The organism is Candidatus Thiodictyon syntrophicum (assembly GCF_002813775.1).
Lineage (GTDB): Bacteria > Pseudomonadota > Gammaproteobacteria > Chromatiales > Chromatiaceae > Thiodictyon > Thiodictyon syntrophicum.
In genome coordinates, this window is sequence record NZ_CP020370.1 from 1,114,691 (window position 1) to 1,132,852 (window position 18,162).

Consider the following 18,162-nt stretch of genomic DNA (forward strand, 5'->3'; position numbering starts at 1 on the left):
CATACCAGCCCAGGGCAACGCCCTGGGTAAGCGGTTAGGCCTATTGACTCAGCCCTGAAAGGGCGTGACATAAGATATAGCGCACGCCATCCATCAACCACCATCACGAACCCTGATCACACAACGAGGAGAACCCCATGGCCTTGATTTCAATGCGTCAACTGCTGGACCACGCCGCCGAGCACGGCTACGGCGTCCCGGCCTTCAACGTCAATAACCTGGAGCAGATGCGCGCCATGATGCAGGCCGCCCACGAGACCGACTCCCCGGTCATCGTGCAGGCCAGCGCCGGCGCCCGCAAGTATGCCGGCGCCCCCTTCCTGCGCCACCTGATCCTGGCCGCCATCGAAGAGTGGCCGCATATCCCGGTGTGTATGCACCAGGACCACGGCACCTCCGCCGCCATCTGCCAGCGCTCCATCCAACTGGGCTTCTCCTCCGTCATGATGGACGGCTCACTGCAGGAAGACGGCAAGACCCCCGCCTCCTACGACTACAACGTGGACGTGACCAAGACCGTGGTCGCCATGTCGCACGCCTGCGGCGTCTCGGTCGAGGGCGAACTGGGCTGTCTGGGATCGCTTGAAACCGGCCAGGCCGGCGAAGAAGACGGCGTCGGCGCCGAGGGCACGCTGGACCACAGCCAGTTGCTCACCGACCCCGAGGAGGCCGCTGACTTCGTCGCCAAGACCAAGGTCGACGCGCTCGCCATCGCCATCGGCACCTCCCACGGCGCCTACAAATTCACCCGCCCGCCCACGGGTGACATCCTGGCCATCCAGCGCATCAAGGAGATCAACGCCCGCATCCCCAACACCCACCTGGTCATGCACGGTTCTTCGTCCGTGCCCCAGGAGTGGCTCGCCATCATCAACAAGTTCGGCGGCGACATGGGCGAGACCTATGGCGTACCGGTCGCCGAGATCGTCGAAGGCATCAAGCACGGCGTGCGCAAGATCAACATCGACACCGATCTGCGTATGGCCTCCACCGGCGCCATCCGCCAGTTCTTCGCCGAACACCCGAAGGAATTCGACCCCCGCAAGTACCTGGCCGTCGCCACCAAGGCCATGTACGGCATCTGCAAGGCCCGCTATGAAGCCTTCGGCACCGCCGGCTGGGCCAGCAAGATCACGCCCCTGTCGCTGGAGGTCATGACCAACCGCTATGCCAAGGGCGAGTTGGACCCCAAGATCAACTAGACCTTTTTTCGGCTAGCGCCGAAAAAAGATGGGGGCGCCTGCGGGCGCCCTTTTTTTTGCTTGAGGGTCGCGTCCTGCGCTTGTGGCGCTGCTGCGGTTGCATACCGACCCCAACGGGGTCGAACATACCAGCCCAGGGCAACGCCCTGGGTTAGCGTTGTTTTTTTCGGTCTAGCCCTGAAAGGGCGTGACATAACGGCGGAATTGCCTATGTCACGCCCTTTCAGGGCTGGGGTCGGTTATCCCTCATACCCAGGGCGTTGCCCTGGGCTGATATATCGCGCCCCTTCGGGGCTTGAGCGGCGCAAGATCAGGCGAAATAAGGTACTGGCCGCTTGACCTCGAGGTGTGACACACTTTGCTGCGTCACGAAGCCATGACCGAGCGAGCACCATGCAGCCCACCGCCGACAACACTCGACCGCCCTTCGACTTCAGCAAGCTCAAGGCCCGGTGGGCGCGGGAGCAGGCAGAAACCAGCGCCGAATCCAGTCGGCTGCGTGACCAAGTCAGCCGCGAAGTGCCGCCGATCCTGCGTCGCTACGGTGTGGGCCGCGCCTATTTGTTTGGCTCCATCGCCGAAGGTCGCGCCCATGCGCGCTCGGACGTCGACTTACTGGTCATGGATGTCCCCGCGGCGATCTACTGGGACCTGCGGCACGATCTGGAACAGGCCCTGGGCCGACCGCTGGACCTGCTGACCCAGGACGATGACCCGGTGTTGGTCGGAAAGATCATCGCCCGCGGAGAGTTGATCGATGGCCCGCACCCCTGAACTGCTGTGCGCCGATGTCCGCGACGAACTGGCCAAGATCGCGCGTCTGGAACAGATCTTCTCCAGCGCCGAACACTATCTGATCTGCGAGGCGCAGGCAGTGGGCGACTATGATCGCGGCGCCATCGGGTACCTGCTGCACAACTTCTACAACGGCTGCGAGAACATCTTTCGCGCCATTGCCGCCTATTTCGAGAACGACCTCGGCCGCGACACCTGGCACGCCGACCTGCTGCGACGCATGCGCCTTGCGGTCCCCGGCCATCGCCCGGCGGTCATTGACGACGAACTCTATCGCCTGCTGGACGACTTCCGCGCGTTTCGCCACGTCTTCCGCAATTGCTATACCTTTGAGCTCGACTGGGAGCGGGAGCGCCTGGTCGCCTCCCGCTTGCGGCGCGCCGCGGCCCTGCTGCATGAGCAGGTCAACGATTTCCTTGCCGGGATCGAGGGACTGGAACCCTGACTCGACCCCGGACCGTCTCAGGATTCCGCACGCGCGATGTCCGTCTGGGAAAAGTCATCGCCTCGCGCTCAGGTTCCCTGAAGGTAATGGCCACGACAGCGGAGGTATCGACAACGATCATTGCGGCAGCCCGTGCTCGTCCCATGCGAGCGGGTCCCAGGCGTCCACCCGGTCCGGAATCCGGTCGATCTGCGTCAGCAATGCCGCCATACGGCCAAAGGCTTCAATGTCCCCTTGCGCCTGGCTGATCAGAGCGTTGCCCTCTTTCAGCGGTGCGCCGGAGAGTGCCTGCGCCAGTTCTGCACGCAGGCGCGTATGGTCCTCGTCGAGGGCACGCAGCCGCTCAAAGAGGGCAATGTCGATGAGTGCCGCGACCCGCTTACCACTCTTCGTTATCACCACCGAGTCACCGCGGTACTGGATCTGGTCGAGCAACTCCCCGAGATTCTGCCGGACCATCATCGCCGGGGCCTCACGGACCATATCAATTACCTCAATCGCTGTGATTGCGCCAATCATAGACGCCGCCTTACACCGGGGCAAGTGACGTACTGCGACCCCGGTCGCTCAAGCGGTGCCGCGCAGGTGGTCGCCCAACTGGAAACCGGATCGGCGCAGGGTTCGCGCCACGCGGCCTTTCTTGCCGACCGCAAGGCGCGGTGCTAACGTGCCATCGAACAGGGCGAAGACGCGAGACCGCTACGGGCCTCTCGTTCCCGCGCTCCAGCGTGGGAATGCCGCGCGGGCGCTCCGCGTCCCGTTTGGTTACTGGACGCGGAGCGCCCGCTCTTGCTCCCCTGCTTCCGCGTGGGAGCAAGCAACGCTTAACTTAACGGCATTGGCTTGTAGCCTAGGTCCGGCAGTTGCTCACGCCAAGGCGCCAAGCTCGCCAAGAAATACAATAGGGTAGCTCCAGCACCCAGATCGCCCGCCGGGTGAATCGCTCGGCGAAAACTCAACCCAACGTTGTAAGGTAACCGTCCATGCTGACCATTGTTGCCGTCAGGGCGATTCCCCCAGCGACCATTGAATTGGACCTCTCCGACGGGAAAACCCTGACCATTGATGCGACCGGGATCATCGGCTCCAGCGGCTACGAACCGCTGACTGCTCCCGACCAGTTTGCGGCTGTTGTCGTATCTGACTGGGGTCACGGCATCGAATGGCAAGCGATCGACCAGGGGCTCTCCATCGAGGCATTGATCCGCCTGGCTCGCGAGCAGTCCGGCACCGCCTTCCCCACGGCCGATTTCAATACCTGGATGAAGCGCAATGGACTCACGCTCACTACCGCCGCCCAAGCCCTGGGCCTCTCCCGCCGCACCATCATCTATTACAACACCGGCCAGAAGCCCATCCCCATCTATATCGGATTAGCCTGCGAGGGATGGGAGGCACGCAACCGCCGCCAGGCCGCATAGACCCGGCCCCTCCTGCTTTTCCTATGCGGCTTCCAGTACGCGCATTTCGATATGCAAGCCGGCCGCCGAAGCCATATTGACCAGGGCATCCAGACCGAACAGGTCGATCTTACCGCGCACCAGGTCCGAAACGCGAGGTTGCGTGACACCGAACAGCTTGGCGGCCTGCGCCTGACTCATGCCGGTGCGGGCAATATGTTCTTTCAAAGCCATCATCAGAGCCGAGCGGAGCTTCATGTTTTCGGCTTCCGCAGGGGTGTCCTCAATGGCATCCCATACGCTGGAAAATCGTTCCCTCGGCCAGTGATCTAAATGAGCCTCAGAATCGTTGATCTGTTGGAATTTCAGCGAGATAGAGTTAAAATGGCGCATTCCTGAGACTCACTCCGCAGGTGACATGGTGCGACGGCTCATCATTGCGAAATCCGAGGCTGATTTTACTTCCCACGCGGGATTGGGACTGATCGGGATGGCGATTAGTCAGCACACCGACCTGGCGAAAGATGCGACCGCAGCGGCGCCGGCCCGGAGCGATGCCATACCGCATGTCAAGATCCTGACTAGCTACATCGGGCTGCTGTGTTTGGGCAAGAGCGATTTTGAAGCGATCACGGCGTTCCGGCACTGGTTCAGTTTGGTTCTTCCTTATCCTTATGTTTTTGTAGTATTTTTATAACCTGGGCTGTCGAACTCTAAGGACCTCATCCCACGAGAGTCCCTGCTGGAGAATCCCCAGAGCCACCGCAGGAACCTGTTTTGTCGTGAAGTGGCTGCGAATAAAGTTATGGACAATCCACAACATATCCAATGTTCTTTGCAAACCAGAAATGCTCTTCGCGTACGTATTCGTTCGGCGGCGATAAGCAGAATTCTTTCGCCGAAATGAAGCGTTCGATGCTTCCAAATGATTAGCATGAATATCGGCTGGCGTCACATCTTGATCGGTTTCTGGATGCTCCGGATGAGGGGTTTCGTATTTGGGACGCGAGTGCCCCGTTCTATCAGTTCCTTTCCCTTTATTCTTAAGGCGCACCTTCACACCGCGACGAAGCACTTTCGGTGGGCGGCCGCGTTTTCCGGTTCGCAATACTTCGTGGCAAATTTCAAACAGGAGATTGCCATACCGACGTTCCCCGTCGGTGACTAGAGTGACATCGCCAGTACGCAGGATGACATCTCTAAGTATTTGTATGGCATATGAAAATAGGCTGCGATCCTTTTTCCCGCACTGAAGCGCCCAGATAAATCGACTTGCCCTTTCCATCAGTACGATCGTCCAGCCTTCACAATCCTCCGGGGGGACATTCCTATTCACTTTCGTATAAAGCTCATCACCTTCGATCAGTTGCTCAATAAAGGTGTGCGTCAGGGCATATATGACCAGCACATCCTTGCAATCGGCCAGGCGACGCTCCCATAGGAGCAACGTATTCTTCGCAATCGCGAAGGCCCGGCAGGCGGCGTTCAAGCCGATCCCCTCAGTGCGCGTTTTGAGCACTTGAATGATGAAGCTGGTCGGTTTCCTGAGCCCCTCGATAAGGGTGGCTTTGGTCTCGGAAAAGAGCCTATTGCAACTTTGACATCGCCACAGCAAACGCGTACCGTTATGACCGGTTTGATACGTCTTGTGATGCCGACAATTCTGTGAATTGCAATGAGGGCATGTCCATTGTCCGTTCAAGAAGTTCTCACTTATTCAAAAAGTGACGGAAACCCGCGCCGAACTAGATATATTACATATATTTCAATGTCTTGTAAACAGGAATTAAACTGAACCAGTGCCGTATTTCGCTGAGGCGTTGGATGTCGACCAAGTTCCCTCGGCCGTCACGTTGCGCCAACGCCTTGATACCCACGCGGCGGCGCTCATGGCGCCGATCATCGAGGCATCCATCGCGTTTCTGCAGCGTATCGCGGCACCGATTACGCCCCTGGCCAATGGTCTGGTCGCACTGGATGCGGATGTCACCCCGTTGAACAACGCCAAGACCAAGAAAGAGGGGGTGTCGCGCACCTACAAGGGTGACGACGGGTTCGCCCCGATGGCCGCCTATCTGGGCCAGGAGGGGTACTGCTTGGAGTGGGAGTTGCGGGCCGGTAGCCAGCACTGCCAGAAGGACACCCCCGCGTTGCTGGAGCGGGTGCTGACGCGGGCCCGCCGGCTGACCGCGCTGCCGTTGCTGCTGCGCCTGGACAGCGGCAATGACGCGCTCGACAACATCGCGACGGTCATCGCGCACAATGAGGCGCACCCGGACGCCGCCCCGGTGCACTACCTGATCAAGTGGAACCCGCGCCAAGAAAGTCCAACGCAGTGGCTGACTTACGCCGAGGAGTACGGCGACTGGAGCACGCCGCGCCCGGGTAAGCGGGTGGCCCTGTTCGAGGTGCGCGACACCCGCTTTCTGGACGGATACGAATACCCGCTGCGCCGCGTCATGCGCGTCATCGAGTGCACCATCGACAAGCATGGTCAGCACCTCCTGATTCCCGACATTGAAATCGAAGGCTGGTGGAGCAGCCTGGAATTCGATGAGGAAACCATCATTGCGCTCTATGCCGACCATGCCACCTCCGAACAATTCCACAGCGAATTTAAGACCGACCTGGACATTGAGCGACTCCCCTCAGGAAAGTTTGCGACCAACGCACTGGTGTTAGCCTGTGCCGCATTCGCCTACAACATCCTGCGCTGGATCGGTCAGACCGGTCTCTTGGGCCCGGATGCCCCGCCCCGCCACCCGGCGAAGCGGCGACGCCTGCGCACCGTGATGCAGGAACTGATGTACGTTGCCGCCCGCCTGATCGTCACCGGCCGCCGCCTCAAACTGGCCTTCGGCTATGGTTGCCGGATCGTCCCTGTCTTCCGTCGCTTGTACGCCCAATTGGCCGGTCCCTAATCCCTGCGACGGATGCAGTGCGGCCCGCTTGCCGCCGTGCGATGCGCGCGGTGGACTCACCCTATTGGTTAACGTATGCGGTCGATCCCCGGCATGCGTCACTCCAGCTCAAAATTGACGCAGCGGCGACCCTCTCGCGACCGCTGGCCTACTGTTACGCCGCGAATCTCGACTCCAACCCCTTTGGTAGCCGTTTGTCGGAGTAGGGCACCGTACTAGTTCACGGATTCAGGCGTTCCTTAATCATAAATTCAGCTCTTTCAGCAACTTCCGGTAACGTTTCTCGGCTAAGTCCAGGTCCGGCTTGCTGGTCTTCTGCGTCTTCTTCTGGAAGCAGTGCAGCACATAGACCGCGTCCGCGAGCTTCACCACATAGACGATCCGGAACGCGCCGGCAGCGTCCCGAACACGAATTTCCTGCACCCCAGGTCCGATAGTTGTTATCGGCTTCTATTGTCTAAGCCCGGCGCCAGGCCATGGCCCTGGAGGCGGCTCGAGTGGCCAAAGCTGGCGCCTTGCTGTACGTCGCCAAACATATTTCCTAGCCGAACTATACAATATTTTCCCTCGGCCAGTGATCTAAATGAGCCGCGGAATCGTTGATCTGTTGGAATTTCAGCGAGATAGAGTTAAAATGGCGCATTCTTGAGACTCACTCCGCAGGTGACATGGTGCGACGGCTCATCATTGCGAAATCCGAGGCTGATTTTACTTCCCACGCGGGATTGGGACTGATCGGGATGGCGATTAGTCAGCACACCGACCTAGCGAAAGATGCGACCGCAGCGGCGCCGGCCCGGAGCGATGCCATACCGCATGTGAAGATCCTGACTAGCTACATCGGGCTGCTGTGTTTGGGCAAGAGCGACTTTGAAGCGATCACGGCGTTCCGGCAGGACCCGTATTTCGCTGAGGCGTTGGGTGTCGACCAGGTTCCCTCGGCCGTCACGTTGCGCCAGCGCCTTGATGCCCACGCGGCGGTGTTCATGGCGCCGATACTCGATGCATCCATCGCGTTTCTGCAGCGTATCGCGGCACCGATTACGCCGCTGGCCAATGGGCTGGTCGCGCTGGATGCGGATGTCACCCCGCTGAACAACGCCAAGACCAAGAAAGAGGGTGTCTCGCGCACCTACAAGGGTGACGACGGGTTCGCCCCAATGGCGGCCTATCTTGGCCAAGAGGGGTACTGTTTGGAGTGGGAGTTGCGGGCGGGTAGCCAGCACTGCCAGAAGGACACCCCCGCGTTGCTGGAGCGGGTGCTGACGCGGGCCCGCCGACTGACCGCGCTGCCGTTGCTGCTGCGCCTGGACAGCGGCAATGACGCGCTCGACAACATCGCCACGGTCATTGCGCACAATGAGGCGCACCCGGACGCCGCCCCGGTGCACTACCTGATCAAGTGGAACCCGCGCCAAGAAAGTCCAACGCAGTGGCTGACTTACGCCGAGGAGTACGGCGACTGGAGCACGCCGCGCCCGGGTAAGCGCGTGGCCCTGTTCGAGGTGCGCGACACCCGCTTTTTGGACGGGTACGAGTACCCTCTGCGCCGCGTCATGCGCGTTATCGAGCGCACCATCGACAAGCATGGTCAGCACCTCCTGATTCCCGACATTGAAATCGAAGGCTGGTGGAGCAGCCTGGAATTCGATGAAGAAACCATCATTGCGCTCTATGCCGACCATGCCACCTCCGAACAATTCCACAGCGAATTTAAGACCGACCTGGACATTGAGCGACTCCCCTCAGGAAAGTTTGTGACCAACGCACTGGTATTGGCCTGTGCCGCATTCGCCTACAACGTCCTGCGCTGGATCGGCCAGACCGGTCTCTTTGGGCCGGATGCCCCGCCCCGCCACCCGGCTAAGCGGCGACGCCTGCGCACCGTGATGCAGGAACTGATGTACGTTGCCGCCCGCCTGATCGTCACCGGCCGCCGCCTCAAACTGGCCTTCGGCTATGGTTGCCGGATCGTCCCTGTCTTCCGTCGCTTGTACGCCCAATTGGCCGGTCCCTGATCCCTGCGACGAATGCAGTGCGGTCCGCTCGCCGCCGTGCTATGCGCACGGTGGACCCACCCTATTGGCTGGCGTATGCGGTCGGCCCCTGACATGCGTCTCCCCAGCTCAAAATTGCCGCACCGGCGACCTTGTCGCGACCGCTAGCGCAGTTCTGCGCCACAAATCTCGACTCCAACCCCTTTGATAGCCGTGTGCCTGAGTACGGCACCGTATTAGTTCACGGATTCAGGTTTTCTATATCATGCGGCTTGCAGCAGGAACTCGACTTTCACCGCGTCGAACGGGAACTCGATGCGGTCATCCGGTGCATGGCTCAATACCCCGGCTTTGAGTAGCGCGGTCACGTCGCGATGAACCGCCTTGGTGTCCCGCCCGACGCAGTGCGCGGCCTCCCGGATAGACACGGGGCCGGCGCCGCACAGCGCCTTGAGAAGCTCCCAGCGCCTTACGGTCAGCACCTCCCATAGCAGTTCGGGTGTCGCGAAAGCGATACGCGCCTCGGGCTGCGAACACCCCGTGTCCATTGCGCGCGCGGCCTCGGCCAGGGTTTCTTTGAGGGAGCGCACTTCAAGAATGACGGTTTTCACGATTCCACCTCGCCACGTCGGCTTCAAAGTCGGACATCAGACGATCCGGTGTCAGAAAAACATAAGGCGCTTCGGCTGTTTCCGAGTGCCGATGGTCACCCTTTCCCCGTTCGTTGTCATAGCGCAGCACGCAGCGATCGTCAACGATGTACGCAAGCCGGTACTTGAAGCGATGCAACGATGGCGAAACCGGTATGGGAACTTGCCAGATGACTACCTCGACGAATGCGTCGGCAGCAATGGCCACCCGGCGGCGAACGAGAGGCAAGGCCTTCATCTTGGAAACCGTGGTCTGTCCCTCATTGCTGCGGCACGCCACGTCCAGTGAGGTACAGCCCACCGATGTTGTATTGCGGGTCAGCATTGTCTTGGTCAGCGGCCTTGCGGTACCAAGCGGCGGCTTGGGCATAGTCCTGAGGTACGCCCTGCCCTTTGAGGTACATCCAACCGAGTTTGGATTGCGCGTCAGCATCGCCTTGTTCGGCTTTCGCCAGTTTTTCTTCGATCATTCCAGCTGCGGACGGCTCCGCGGAAACTCCACCGACGCCTAGCGCCGCACACAATAACAAAGCAGTAAAAGTCCGCATAATTGCCCCGCTGTTTCCGTTATCCCAACCACGGCGCTAAAAGAACAAAAAACGGGCCTTGATCATAAATCCGGCCAAGACCTAGCGTAGGGCTTGGTTAACCCCCACTGGAGAGCGGCAGGACCCGCGAAATTGTGTACCCTTGGAAGTGCAAACAAACCGAGGGAGAAGCACGATGTTCGAAGGTCCTGCCGGGATCGACTTTAGCGCAGACATCGGGTCGACGCCATCGGGCGTGGTCCGGCGGTCGGCCGGCGGTGGGTCGTGAAGCACCGCTCGCGCCTGGAGCGAGCCGAACAGCGCGGGGCGGCCGTGGCCCGCTTGGCGACGGGGCAGCCGCAACGCCACGTCGCCGCCGAACTGGGCGTGGCGCGCAGCACCTTGCAGGACTGGTGCAAGCCGACCCCGGTCGGCGCGGCCCCGGCGGTGTTGGCGGCCTTCGTGGCGACCCCTGAGGGCGTGCAGTGGCTGCACCAAGTGGTGGTGGCGGCGCACTTCGTCATCACGCTGCACGGCGGTGCCGGGGTGCGGATGGTGTGTGAATTCTTGAAGTTGAGTGGGTTGTCGGCGTTCGTCGGCGCGAGCTATGGCACCCACCAGGCCCTCAATGCGGCCTTGGAGGAGATGGTGGTCGCCGTGGCGCGTGAGCAACGGGCGGCGTTGGCGGTGGGCATGCCGCACCGCGCGATCACGGCGTGCGAGGATGAGACCTTTCATCCGCAGATTTTGTTGGTCATGTTGGAGCCGGTGTCGAACTTTCTGCTGCGCGAACAGTACGCCGCCGATCGCACGGCGGCCACCTGGACGCAGGCGTTGCGCGCGGGTCTGGACGGCTTGAACGTGACCGTGATCCAGGGCACCAGCGACGAGGCCACAGCGTTGCGCCGCCATATCCAGACGGATTGTGCGGCCCATCATTCCCCGGACCTGTTTCATGTGCAACAGGAGGTGTCCAAGGGCACCAGCCTACACTTGGTCCGCCACGTGAAACAGGCGGGCGCCAGCGTCGCGGCCGCCCAGACGTCGCTGGACGCTGAGCGGGCGACCGCGCAGGCCTATGACGCCCAATCCCCGCGTCCGCGCGGGCGCCCACCGGCGTTCGCGCCCCGCATTGAAGCCGCCCTGGCGGTCGTGGTGCAGGCCGAAGCCGATCAGGTACAGGCGCAAGCGCGTCAGGCCGAGGCCCGTGAACTGGTGCGTGAGTTGGGGACCCTCTATCACCCCTATGAGTTGGAGCAGGGACAGGCGCAGCCCGTGGCGCGCATCGCGCAACGCTTTGCCGACGTGTGGACGCGGCTGCAACAGCTGGCCGACGCGGCCGATCTGCCAACGCGCGCCCGTGAGCGCCTGGCCAAGGCGCAGTGCCTGACGATTCAGTTCCTTGCCACCATTACCTTTTTCTTTGCGACCGTGCAGGCCAAGGTCGAGGCGCTGAATCTGCCGCCCGCCGTGGAACTGGCGTTGCTCACGCAGCTGATTCCGGCGCTCTACCTCGAGCGCGTCGCCAATCGCAGCACGCTCGCTGAACCGCGCCACCGTCTGCACGCCCTGAGCCGGCAGTTGCTCGAACCGCTGCGCCAACGCGATCATCCGCTCCAGGCCCTCCCAGAGGCCGAGCGCGCGCGCCTCGAACAGGTGGCCGGTGACTGCGCCGACCTGTTCCAGCGCAGCAGTTCCAGCGTGGAGGGGCGCAACGGCCAACTGTCCCTACATCACCATGGCCGACATCGCCTGAGCGACCGCAAGCTCGAGGCACTGACCGCCGTACATAACTTCCACCTCCGTCGCCCCGACGGGACCACTGCCGCTGAGCGCTTCTTCGGCCGGGCCCACGAAACGCTGTTCGCGCAGGTGCTCCAGCGCATGCCGTTGCCCCCGCCGCCAGCGCGCCGACGACCGCGCCCGCCCAAGCCGCCCGCGCTCCTGCCGGTAGCGGCGTAACGGGGGTGGCCGGAACGATGATCAAGGCCAAAAAACGCGGAGCGATTCGCACCTTTTGTTATTTAGTCACCGACTTGTAAAGCATTAACCTCGCTAATCCCAGCAGCCGCACCATGGCTTCAAGGGCTTTGATGCGCAGACTCGATTGATCCGCCCCCATCATCTTTCCTACCGCCCTTCTTTGCCTGGCGTTCGGCAAGCAGCGACGCTCCTTTAATTTCCCATTCTTCCCAGCGTCGGGGGTCTTCGACTTGGGCAAGCCCGAGCAAGGCCCCGAGCAGCGCGGCCGGCTTGCGGGCAAGCTCCCCGGTCTTGGTGTCGAGCAGTCCGGCGAGACCCAGCAGCCCCGCGGCCTGGAACATCTTATGATCGCGGGCAGCCTTCGCCGATGCGGGGTCTTGAGTGACCAGCCGGAATTTCTCCTCGCTTTTCTGGCGTGTGGAGTTTACGCCCAGGCGCTTGGTCCGGGTAGCACCCGCCTTTCTCGATCCGCCAACCCGGCAGATCGCACCGCGTCAGGATCTCGATGCTACCGGCCTGCGCAAGCTGGTAGGCCGCCTTCCCCTGCGGCGTGTTCGCCCAGGCCGCCGCCGCCGTCTCGTCCCGGGCCGCCGCGTACCCTCCACCAAGCCCGAGGCCCGGCCGACGCTCTCCATGTAGATCCCGAACCCCAGCGCGCACGCGATCAGCACCGCCATCGCCAGGGACAGACCCACCCCCCAGCGCAGTTCACGGGTGCCGGCCACCTGATCCGCGACCCGGTGAGCCGCCGTCGCGACCGCTGCGGCAAGGTCTGCCTTGGCCGCTTGCGCCACCGCCTTCGCCGTGGCTTCCGCGGTCGCCTTGAACCCCGTCAAGGTGTCCTTGGCCGCCTGTGCGATCTTCGCCGGGAACGGCTCTTGCTGCCCGGTGTTCCAGGGCCATCAAGACCTTCCACCGACTCGCGCAACTGCGAGGCGTTGTAAAGCCGGGAGTATGACCGAGGCTCAGGTCCGACTCAACCTCAACAACCCCAATTTTCAGGAAAGTTCCAGCCAAGAACCTGTGCGACTACATTAACCTGGGATCGACGCGACTCCGTCAGTGTCGCAATTGGTGCGCCACCAATTCCCCGAGGGCCTTGGCGCCCGTGAACTCCACGGTCTTGTCGGTGTAATAGTTGGCCCGGGTGTACTGGTTGATGCCGACGGCGCGGGCGTCTTCCACCGTTGCCAGGACATAGGCGGGTTCCTGGCGCCGGGCGGCGTCGAGCCAGATGATCTCGGCCTCCATCAGGCGTTGCGCCGAGGTGGCGGCAATGACGATCAGCGGGACCCGGGAGAGAAGATAGACATCCGCTCGCAGGCTTTGACTCTCGTCAACCGGTACATCGAACCGCGCCTCGACACCGAGCGACGCCGCGGCGGCTTGGACGACCTGGACCACACGTTCGCGGAAATCGGACATCGTCCGCGCCCGTCGCAGGCAGGCGAGTGCCATGACTTGGGACGAGGCCTCTGCGACCGCGAACGCCGCCTGCTCAAGGTGGGCGGCGCGCGTGGTCAGGGTCTCGCCGTCTTTCTCGACCTGGACCCCGAGGAGGATAGGGAAGGCGTCGAGCCGAGCCACTACGGCTGGCGACTCGGGGTCAACGCCGGCGGCTGCAAGGCGGAACAGGGCTTCCCCGTTGTCATCGGCGCGCCACTGCATTCCCTCGCGGTGCGCAAAGATGACCACTTGGTCGCCGTCGTCATAGCGCCATGGGGTAACGAGGCGCCCGTTGTCGTTGGTGCCGATCCAGTCGAAGCGCTTGCAGAGGTCGTTAGTATTCATAGGAGTTGCTCGTCGTCTGGGGCGATGCACGTCCCGCAACGGACGCAAAGGTCGTTGACCAGGTGCGGCCTTGATCATCGTACGGGCCAGCGGCCAGCTTCTGGAGTTTAAGGCTTCAGCCTTGGTCCCGTACATCCAAGGCTGAAGCCTTGGACTCCGGCCCGGGGCGGCCGGAGCGATGATCAAGGCCGCGATCTGTAACGCCCTTTCAGGGCTAAGACGATCTCTGCGGACGACCCAGGGCGTTGCCCTGGGCTGGTATGTGTGACCCCGTTGGGGTCAATGCTCCCGCCCGGACGCCTTGATCCCGCGCGGGGTGCCTGCGGCCGCCGCGACCCTTAAGCCCCGAAGGGGCGCGACATACCAGCCCTGGGCAACGCCCTGGGTGGTCGGTTGTAAAGGAGCCCAGCCCTGAAAGGGCGTGACATCCCCAGGCCGCAACGGGTTGCCGCTGAAGCCTTGGACTCCAGTCGCGGGTGCCGCGATGCCTCGCACGGTCGCGGAGCTTGGTGACGGGCGAACCGGGGGTCGGATGTCGGCGATCAAGCCGACACCGTCAGGAATCGAGGAGGCGGTTCAGCCTAAATCCGGGAATTGCTCACACAAAGACACAAAGAACACAAAGAAAAACAGATCATTGGAGGGGTTGGGCCGATCACCGTGCGGGTGACCTCCTCGACCCACATATCGCGTTGAAAATCTTTGTGATCTTTGTGTCTCTGTGTGAGAACTGCTCTTTCTGGGTTCAGAGGCTTAAACGGGATTTTCCCTCACGCGGGGCTTGCTTGCAGGCCGCCAGGTGCAGTGCTACCGTAAAGTCTTGACCCGGGAGGGCACTGTATGGCATACGACCTCATCGGTGATATCCACGGCCAGGCGGACAAGCTCGAGGCATTGCTCGCCCGCCTGGGGTACCGGCAATCGCACGGCCTCTGGCGCCACCCGTCACGCACCGTCATCTTCCTGGGCGACTTCATCGACCGCGGCCCTGATCAGGTGCGCACCGTCACCATCGCCCGCCGGATGGTCGAGTCCGGCGCGGCCCTGGCCGTGATGGGCAACCACGAACTCAATGCCATCGCCTGGGCCACGCCCGACCCGCGGGGCAACGGCGACTTCCTGCGGCCCCATTTCCACCCCCTGCGGGGCCTCAAGAACCGCCGCCAGCACGCCCGCTTCCTGGACGAACTCGAACCGCGCCCGACCCTCTACCGTGAACTGATCCAGTGGTTCATGACGCTCCCGCTCTGGCTCGACCTGCCCGGTCTGCGGGCGGTACACGCCTGCTGGCATCCGCCGTTCATGGCCTGGCTGGAGCCCCACCTGACCGCGGATCGGCAACTGCGCCCGGAGATCCTGGCCGCCGCCACCACCGAGCCGACGGACGAGCATGAGCGGGACAGCGCCCACCCCTCGCTCTTCAAGGCCGTCGAGGCACTCACCAAGGGCCTGGAGATCCCGCTGCCCCCGCGGCATTTCTTCGCGGATAAAGACCAATTCAAGCGCTATCGCGTCCGCGTGCGGTGGTGGGACCCCCAGGCCGACGATTATGCCAGCGCGGCGATGGTGGACGAGGCCACTCGGGAGCACCTGCCCCGCGACCCGCTCCCGGACCATGCGCGCATCGCCCCGCCAACCGATAAGCCGATCTTTTTCGGGCATTACTGGCTGACCGGTACGCCGCGGGTGCTGGCGCCGCACGCCGCCTGTCTGGACTACAGCGCCGGGACGGACGGGGCGCTGGTGGCCTATCGGTGGGATGGGGAGGAGCGGCTGACGGATGCGGGGTTTGTCAGCGTGCCGTAGCGCTAACGATGGGTTTCGCTGCGCTCTACCCATCCTACCCGTCGCTGACGCAGGCACCGCGGCGGTTATACTGCGCAGTCCCGCACCGAGCGGGTGCCCTGTCAAGAACCCAAGGCGGAATCCCCCATGCCAGCCCAGACCCAGTCCACCCTCGCCGACCTCCTGCGCGAACGTATCCTGATCCTCGACGGCGCCATGGGCACCATGATCCAGCGCTACCAACTCGGCGAGGCGGACTACCGCGGCGAGCGCTTCAAGGACTGGCCATCGGATCTGAAGGGCAACAATGACCTGCTGGTGCTGACCAAGCCCGCGGTCATCCGCGAGATCCATGAGCAATACCTGGAGGCCGGGGCCGATATCCTGGAGACCAACACCTTCAACGGCAACCGGCTGTCCCAGGCGGACTACGGCCTGCAGGACTATGCCGCGGAGATCGACACCGCCGCCGCCCTGCTCGCCCGCGACTGCGCGGACCGCTACACGGCGCTCACCCCGGATAAGCCGCGCTTCGTCGCCGGGGTCCTGGGCCCCACCAGCAAGACCGCGAGCATCTCCCCGGACGTGAATGACGCCGGTGCCCGCAACACCCACTTCGATGAACTGGTGACCATCTATGCCGAGGCGACCCGCGCCCTGATCGCCGGGCGGGTGGACGCCATCCTGATCGAGACCATCTTCGATACACTCAACGCCAAGGCGGCCGCCTTTGCCGTCGATCAGGTCTTCGAGGAGGACGCGGTGGTACTGCCGGTGATGATCTCCGGCACCATTACGGACGCCTCCGGGCGTACCCTCTCGGGCCAGACGGTGGAGGCCTTCTACAACAGCCTGCGCCACGTCCGCCCGCTCTCCATCGGGCTCAACTGCGCGCTCGGCCCCGATGCGCTGCGGCCCCATGTGGAGGACCTGGCGGGGGTCAGCGAGTTCTATACGTCATTCCACCCCAACGCCGGCTTGCCAAATGAGATGGGTGAATACGACATGAACCCGGAGCAGATGGCCGAGCACGTCGCCGAGTGGGCCCAGGCGGGCTTCGTCAACATTGTCGGCGGCTGCTGCGGCAGCACCCCGGCGCACATCCGCGCCATCGCCGCCGCGGTCGCCGGCCAGGCGCCGCGCCAACCCCGGGAGAACGACCACCGGCTGCGGCTGTCGGGGCTGGAGGCATTCAACGCGTAGGGTCCGCTGCGCGGACCAGCAACCTCGCAGGTCGCGGAATGGCTGAGATGATGATCAAAGCCGATGCGGTGCGAACCCACGCACCGCGAGTGCCAGTCGCCGGAGCGATGATCAACGCCTTAGACACACAGTGGAGTTGACTTGAATCCATGGCGGAACATAGCCCTTTGGCAAAAAGCGAACGAGACGAGGCATTATCCGCCTTGGAGCGAGTCTTGCCCCAAATCTCCAAGGCATACCGGGAATGCTATTTGACCCAAGGACGAGGGGCGCTTCTTTTTCATGCGCATTCAGCAATAGTTGGATGCATACCAACGGCACATGATTACAGGAGCAGGAAGGACCTTCTTGAAATATTTGACGACATAGACTCCATCGCCAATCTGACCGCGCTTGTGGACGAGTACGACCCGAGAAGAGAGGGGATATTGGTCCTGATGACCAGCGTCAACAATGAAACGTCATTTTTGACGGCGAAGCTGAAATCGCCCGTAAAGCACGCGTAGGGCGACGCTTTCGGGACCGCATTCCCAAGCGGAGCTTGGGTGCGAGTCAGGAATCCGGAGGACTCAGGTCCGCAGTGAATGCCCCGTGAGTTTGAGAAAGACATCCTCCAGGTTAGGCACGTCCACCCGCAGTCCGGTCAGGTCGGCGCCGCTGCGCCCCAAGTCCAGCAGGGCGGTAGCGACGTCCTCCACCGGCAGTTCGATCTTGGCCCCGCGGGTCTCGGCCGTCTCCGGCAGTGACACGCCGTCCGGCCAGGCCTCCACCGGCAGCCGGATGATGGCGGCAGGGAAGTGTTCCCGGATCAGTGCGAGCGGCGCGCCCTGGGCGACGATGCGTCCGTGGTCGACGATGGCGACCTGGTCGCACAGGCGTTGCGCCTCCTCCATGTAGTGGGTGGTCAGCACCACCGTCTTGCCCTGGCGGCGCACCGTTTCGATCAGATCCCAGAAGTTGCGCCGCGCCTGGGGGTCCAGGCCGGTGGTCGGCTCGTCGAGAAAGATCAGTTCCGGATCGCTGACCAGGGCGAGCGCAAGCAGCAGGCGCTGGCGCTGGCCGCCGGAGAGCACGCGCGTGTCGCGGTTCAGGATCTCGTCCAGGTTGCACAGGGCGATCAGCGCCGCCCGGTCCGCGTGGCGGCCGTAGAGGCTCGCGAAGGTCTGGAGACATTCCCCCACGGTCTGGAAGTCCTGGAGCGCGGTGGACTGGAACTGGACCCCGATCAGTTCCCGATACCCCTTGTCCAGGGGTCGGCCGCGAAACAGCACAAGGCCCGAGGTCGGCTGGTCGATCCCCTCCAGGATCTGGAGCGTCGTGGTCTTGCCGGCCCCGTTGGGACCGAGCAGGCCGAAACATTGGCCGGTCAAGACCTGGAAACTCAGGCCATCGACGGCCCGCACCCCGGGGAAGCTGCGCACCAGGGACTGGACGTCCAGGATTACGTTCAGATCAGGCGGCGT

Annotated in this window: 19 protein-coding genes and 1 pseudogene; 10 read left to right on the forward strand and 10 right to left on the reverse strand. The window is 62.7% G+C overall.

From position 1 onward, the window contains the following. The first annotated feature begins 137 nt into the window (after nucleotides 1-137). The 3 genes from fba to THSYN_RS04900 all read left to right on the forward strand — a co-directional run bounded on the left by fba (nucleotide 138) and on the right by THSYN_RS04900 (nucleotide 2,442). The gene (gene fba / locus THSYN_RS04890; protein WP_100918145.1) at nucleotides 138-1,202 is read left to right on the forward strand and encodes a class II fructose-bisphosphate aldolase; all 1,065 of its coding nucleotides are present in this window, start codon (nucleotides 138-140) and stop codon (nucleotides 1,200-1,202) included. A gap of 393 nt (nucleotides 1,203-1,595) precedes the next feature. Next, on the forward strand, nucleotides 1,596-1,976 hold the full coding sequence (locus THSYN_RS04895) for a nucleotidyltransferase family protein (RefSeq protein ID WP_100918146.1): 381 nt from the start codon (nucleotides 1,596-1,598) through the stop codon (nucleotides 1,974-1,976). Then, nucleotides 1,960-2,442 carry a ribonuclease toxin HepT-like protein gene (locus THSYN_RS04900; protein WP_100918147.1) on the forward strand — a complete coding sequence of 161 codons (483 nt, stop codon included), beginning with the start codon at nucleotides 1,960-1,962 and terminating at the stop codon, nucleotides 2,440-2,442. Before THSYN_RS04895 ends, THSYN_RS04900 begins: the two co-directional genes overlap by 17 nt. Before the next feature lie 117 nt (nucleotides 2,443-2,559). Here THSYN_RS04900 and THSYN_RS35680 read toward each other — a convergent pair whose 3' ends face one another. Further along, nucleotides 2,560-2,925, reverse strand: a complete 366-nt coding sequence (locus THSYN_RS35680; protein ID WP_100922301.1) for a type II toxin-antitoxin system prevent-host-death family antitoxin — start codon at nucleotides 2,923-2,925, stop codon at nucleotides 2,560-2,562. Between the two features lie 500 nt (nucleotides 2,926-3,425). Between THSYN_RS35680 and THSYN_RS04910 the strand changes: the two genes are divergently transcribed. Next, complete coding sequence (locus THSYN_RS04910; RefSeq protein WP_100918148.1) at nucleotides 3,426-3,863, forward strand: DUF2442 domain-containing protein; 438 nt, start codon at nucleotides 3,426-3,428, stop codon at nucleotides 3,861-3,863. Between the two features lie 21 nt (nucleotides 3,864-3,884). Here the strand turns inward: THSYN_RS04910 and THSYN_RS36615 are convergent, their stop codons facing one another. Next, the gene (locus THSYN_RS36615) at nucleotides 3,885-4,235 is read right to left on the reverse strand and encodes a helix-turn-helix domain-containing protein (protein WP_100918149.1); all 351 of its coding nucleotides are present in this window, start codon (nucleotides 4,233-4,235) and stop codon (nucleotides 3,885-3,887) included. A 25-nt stretch (nucleotides 4,236-4,260) separates the two neighbouring features. Between THSYN_RS36615 and THSYN_RS04920 the strand changes: the two genes are divergently transcribed. Further along, nucleotides 4,261-4,539 (forward strand): hypothetical protein, encoded by a 279-nt coding sequence (locus THSYN_RS04920; protein WP_100918150.1) that lies wholly within the window; start codon nucleotides 4,261-4,263, stop codon nucleotides 4,537-4,539. Here the strand turns inward: THSYN_RS04920 and THSYN_RS04925 are convergent. Beyond that, entirely contained in the window at nucleotides 4,534-5,544 is a 1,011-nt protein-coding gene (locus tag THSYN_RS04925) for an IS1 family transposase (RefSeq protein WP_100917404.1), read from the reverse strand. The genes THSYN_RS04920 and THSYN_RS04925 overlap by 6 nt on opposite strands. 97 nt (nucleotides 5,545-5,641) lie before the next feature. Here THSYN_RS04925 and THSYN_RS04930 point away from each other — a divergent pair, with 97 nt between their 5' ends. After that, a complete protein-coding gene (locus tag THSYN_RS04930; RefSeq protein WP_100918151.1) occupies nucleotides 5,642-6,763 on the forward strand; it encodes an IS1380 family transposase in 1,122 nt (373 codons plus the stop codon). A 243-nt stretch (nucleotides 6,764-7,006) separates the two neighbouring features. Here the strand turns inward: THSYN_RS04930 and THSYN_RS04935 are convergent. Beyond that, a pseudogene (locus THSYN_RS04935) lies at nucleotides 7,007-7,213 on the reverse strand (type II toxin-antitoxin system RelE/ParE family toxin); the annotation flags it as partial. Between the two features lie 221 nt (nucleotides 7,214-7,434). Here THSYN_RS04935 and THSYN_RS04940 point away from each other — a divergent pair. Then, entirely contained in the window at nucleotides 7,435-8,781 is a 1,347-nt protein-coding gene (locus THSYN_RS04940) for an IS1380 family transposase (protein WP_100922257.1), read from the forward strand. Between the two features lie 242 nt (nucleotides 8,782-9,023). Here the strand turns inward: THSYN_RS04940 and THSYN_RS04945 are convergent, their stop codons facing one another. The 3 genes from THSYN_RS04945 to THSYN_RS35690 are packed head-to-tail and all read right to left on the reverse strand — an operon-like array spanning nucleotide 9,024 to nucleotide 9,880. Continuing rightward, complete coding sequence (locus tag THSYN_RS04945) at nucleotides 9,024-9,371, reverse strand: HVO_A0114 family putative DNA-binding protein (protein WP_100918153.1); 348 nt, start codon at nucleotides 9,369-9,371, stop codon at nucleotides 9,024-9,026. Next, on the reverse strand, nucleotides 9,352-9,648 hold the full coding sequence (locus THSYN_RS04950; RefSeq protein WP_100918154.1) for a toxin-antitoxin system TumE family protein: 297 nt from the start codon (nucleotides 9,646-9,648) through the stop codon (nucleotides 9,352-9,354). Before THSYN_RS04950 ends, THSYN_RS04945 begins: the two co-directional genes overlap by 20 nt. A 22-nt stretch (nucleotides 9,649-9,670) precedes the next feature. After that, entirely contained in the window at nucleotides 9,671-9,880 is a 210-nt protein-coding gene (locus THSYN_RS35690; protein ID WP_269467350.1) for a tetratricopeptide repeat protein, read from the reverse strand. A 342-nt stretch (nucleotides 9,881-10,222) separates the two neighbouring features. On the opposite strand from THSYN_RS35690, the gene THSYN_RS04960 reads away from it, so the two are divergent. Beyond that, nucleotides 10,223-11,899, forward strand: a complete 1,677-nt coding sequence (locus THSYN_RS04960) for a DUF6399 domain-containing protein (RefSeq protein ID WP_100918156.1) — start codon at nucleotides 10,223-10,225, stop codon at nucleotides 11,897-11,899. A 119-nt stretch (nucleotides 11,900-12,018) separates the two neighbouring features. Here the strand turns inward: THSYN_RS04960 and THSYN_RS04965 are convergent, their stop codons facing one another. Further along, entirely contained in the window at nucleotides 12,019-12,261 is a 243-nt protein-coding gene (locus THSYN_RS04965) for a hypothetical protein (RefSeq protein WP_100918157.1), read from the reverse strand. 718 nt (nucleotides 12,262-12,979) lie between these two features. Continuing rightward, nucleotides 12,980-13,711: a DUF1828 domain-containing protein gene (locus THSYN_RS04975; protein WP_157817462.1), complete on the reverse strand. Its 732-nt coding sequence runs from the start codon at nucleotides 13,709-13,711 to the stop codon at nucleotides 12,980-12,982. An 840-nt stretch (nucleotides 13,712-14,551) separates the two neighbouring features. Between THSYN_RS04975 and THSYN_RS04980 the strand changes: the two genes are divergently transcribed. Further along, on the forward strand, nucleotides 14,552-15,517 hold the full coding sequence (locus THSYN_RS04980) for a metallophosphoesterase (RefSeq protein WP_100918160.1): 966 nt from the start codon (nucleotides 14,552-14,554) through the stop codon (nucleotides 15,515-15,517). Nucleotides 15,518-15,643: 126 nt separating this feature from the next. After that, the gene (locus tag THSYN_RS04985) at nucleotides 15,644-16,699 is read left to right on the forward strand and encodes a homocysteine S-methyltransferase family protein (protein WP_100918161.1); all 1,056 of its coding nucleotides are present in this window, start codon (nucleotides 15,644-15,646) and stop codon (nucleotides 16,697-16,699) included. 569 nt (nucleotides 16,700-17,268) lie between these two features. On the opposite strand, the gene THSYN_RS04990 is transcribed toward THSYN_RS04985, so the two are convergent. Continuing rightward, a complete protein-coding gene (locus THSYN_RS04990) occupies nucleotides 17,269-18,150 on the reverse strand; it encodes an ABC transporter ATP-binding protein (protein WP_100922302.1) in 882 nt (293 codons plus the stop codon). Nucleotides 18,151-18,162: the final 12 nt, after the last annotated feature.

Coding starts and splice junctions, on each gene's coding strand:
- fba (WP_100918145.1), top strand. CDS start 138: ATGGCCTTGATTTCAATGCGTCAACTGCTGGACCACGCCGCCGAGCAC.
- THSYN_RS04895 (WP_100918146.1), top strand. CDS start 1,596: ATGCAGCCCACCGCCGACAACACTCGACCGCCCTTCGACTTCAGCAAG.
- THSYN_RS04900 (WP_100918147.1), top strand. CDS start 1,960: ATGGCCCGCACCCCTGAACTGCTGTGCGCCGATGTCCGCGACGAACTG.
- THSYN_RS35680 (WP_100922301.1), bottom strand. CDS start 2,925: ATGGTCCGTGAGGCCCCGGCGATGATGGTCCGGCAGAATCTCGGGGAG.
- THSYN_RS04910 (WP_100918148.1), top strand. CDS start 3,426: ATGCTGACCATTGTTGCCGTCAGGGCGATTCCCCCAGCGACCATTGAA.
- THSYN_RS36615 (WP_100918149.1), bottom strand. CDS start 4,235: ATGCGCCATTTTAACTCTATCTCGCTGAAATTCCAACAGATCAACGAT.
- THSYN_RS04920 (WP_100918150.1), top strand. CDS start 4,261: ATGGTGCGACGGCTCATCATTGCGAAATCCGAGGCTGATTTTACTTCC.
- THSYN_RS04950 (WP_100918154.1), bottom strand. CDS start 9,648: ATGAAGGCCTTGCCTCTCGTTCGCCGCCGGGTGGCCATTGCTGCCGAC.
- THSYN_RS35690 (WP_269467350.1), bottom strand. CDS start 9,880: ATGATCGAAGAAAAACTGGCGAAAGCCGAACAAGGCGATGCTGACGCG.
- THSYN_RS04965 (WP_100918157.1), bottom strand. CDS start 12,261: ATGTTCCAGGCCGCGGGGCTGCTGGGTCTCGCCGGACTGCTCGACACC.
- THSYN_RS04975 (WP_157817462.1), bottom strand. CDS start 13,711: ATGAATACTAACGACCTCTGCAAGCGCTTCGACTGGATCGGCACCAAC.
- THSYN_RS04980 (WP_100918160.1), top strand. CDS start 14,552: ATGGCATACGACCTCATCGGTGATATCCACGGCCAGGCGGACAAGCTC.
- THSYN_RS04985 (WP_100918161.1), top strand. CDS start 15,644: ATGCCAGCCCAGACCCAGTCCACCCTCGCCGACCTCCTGCGCGAACGT.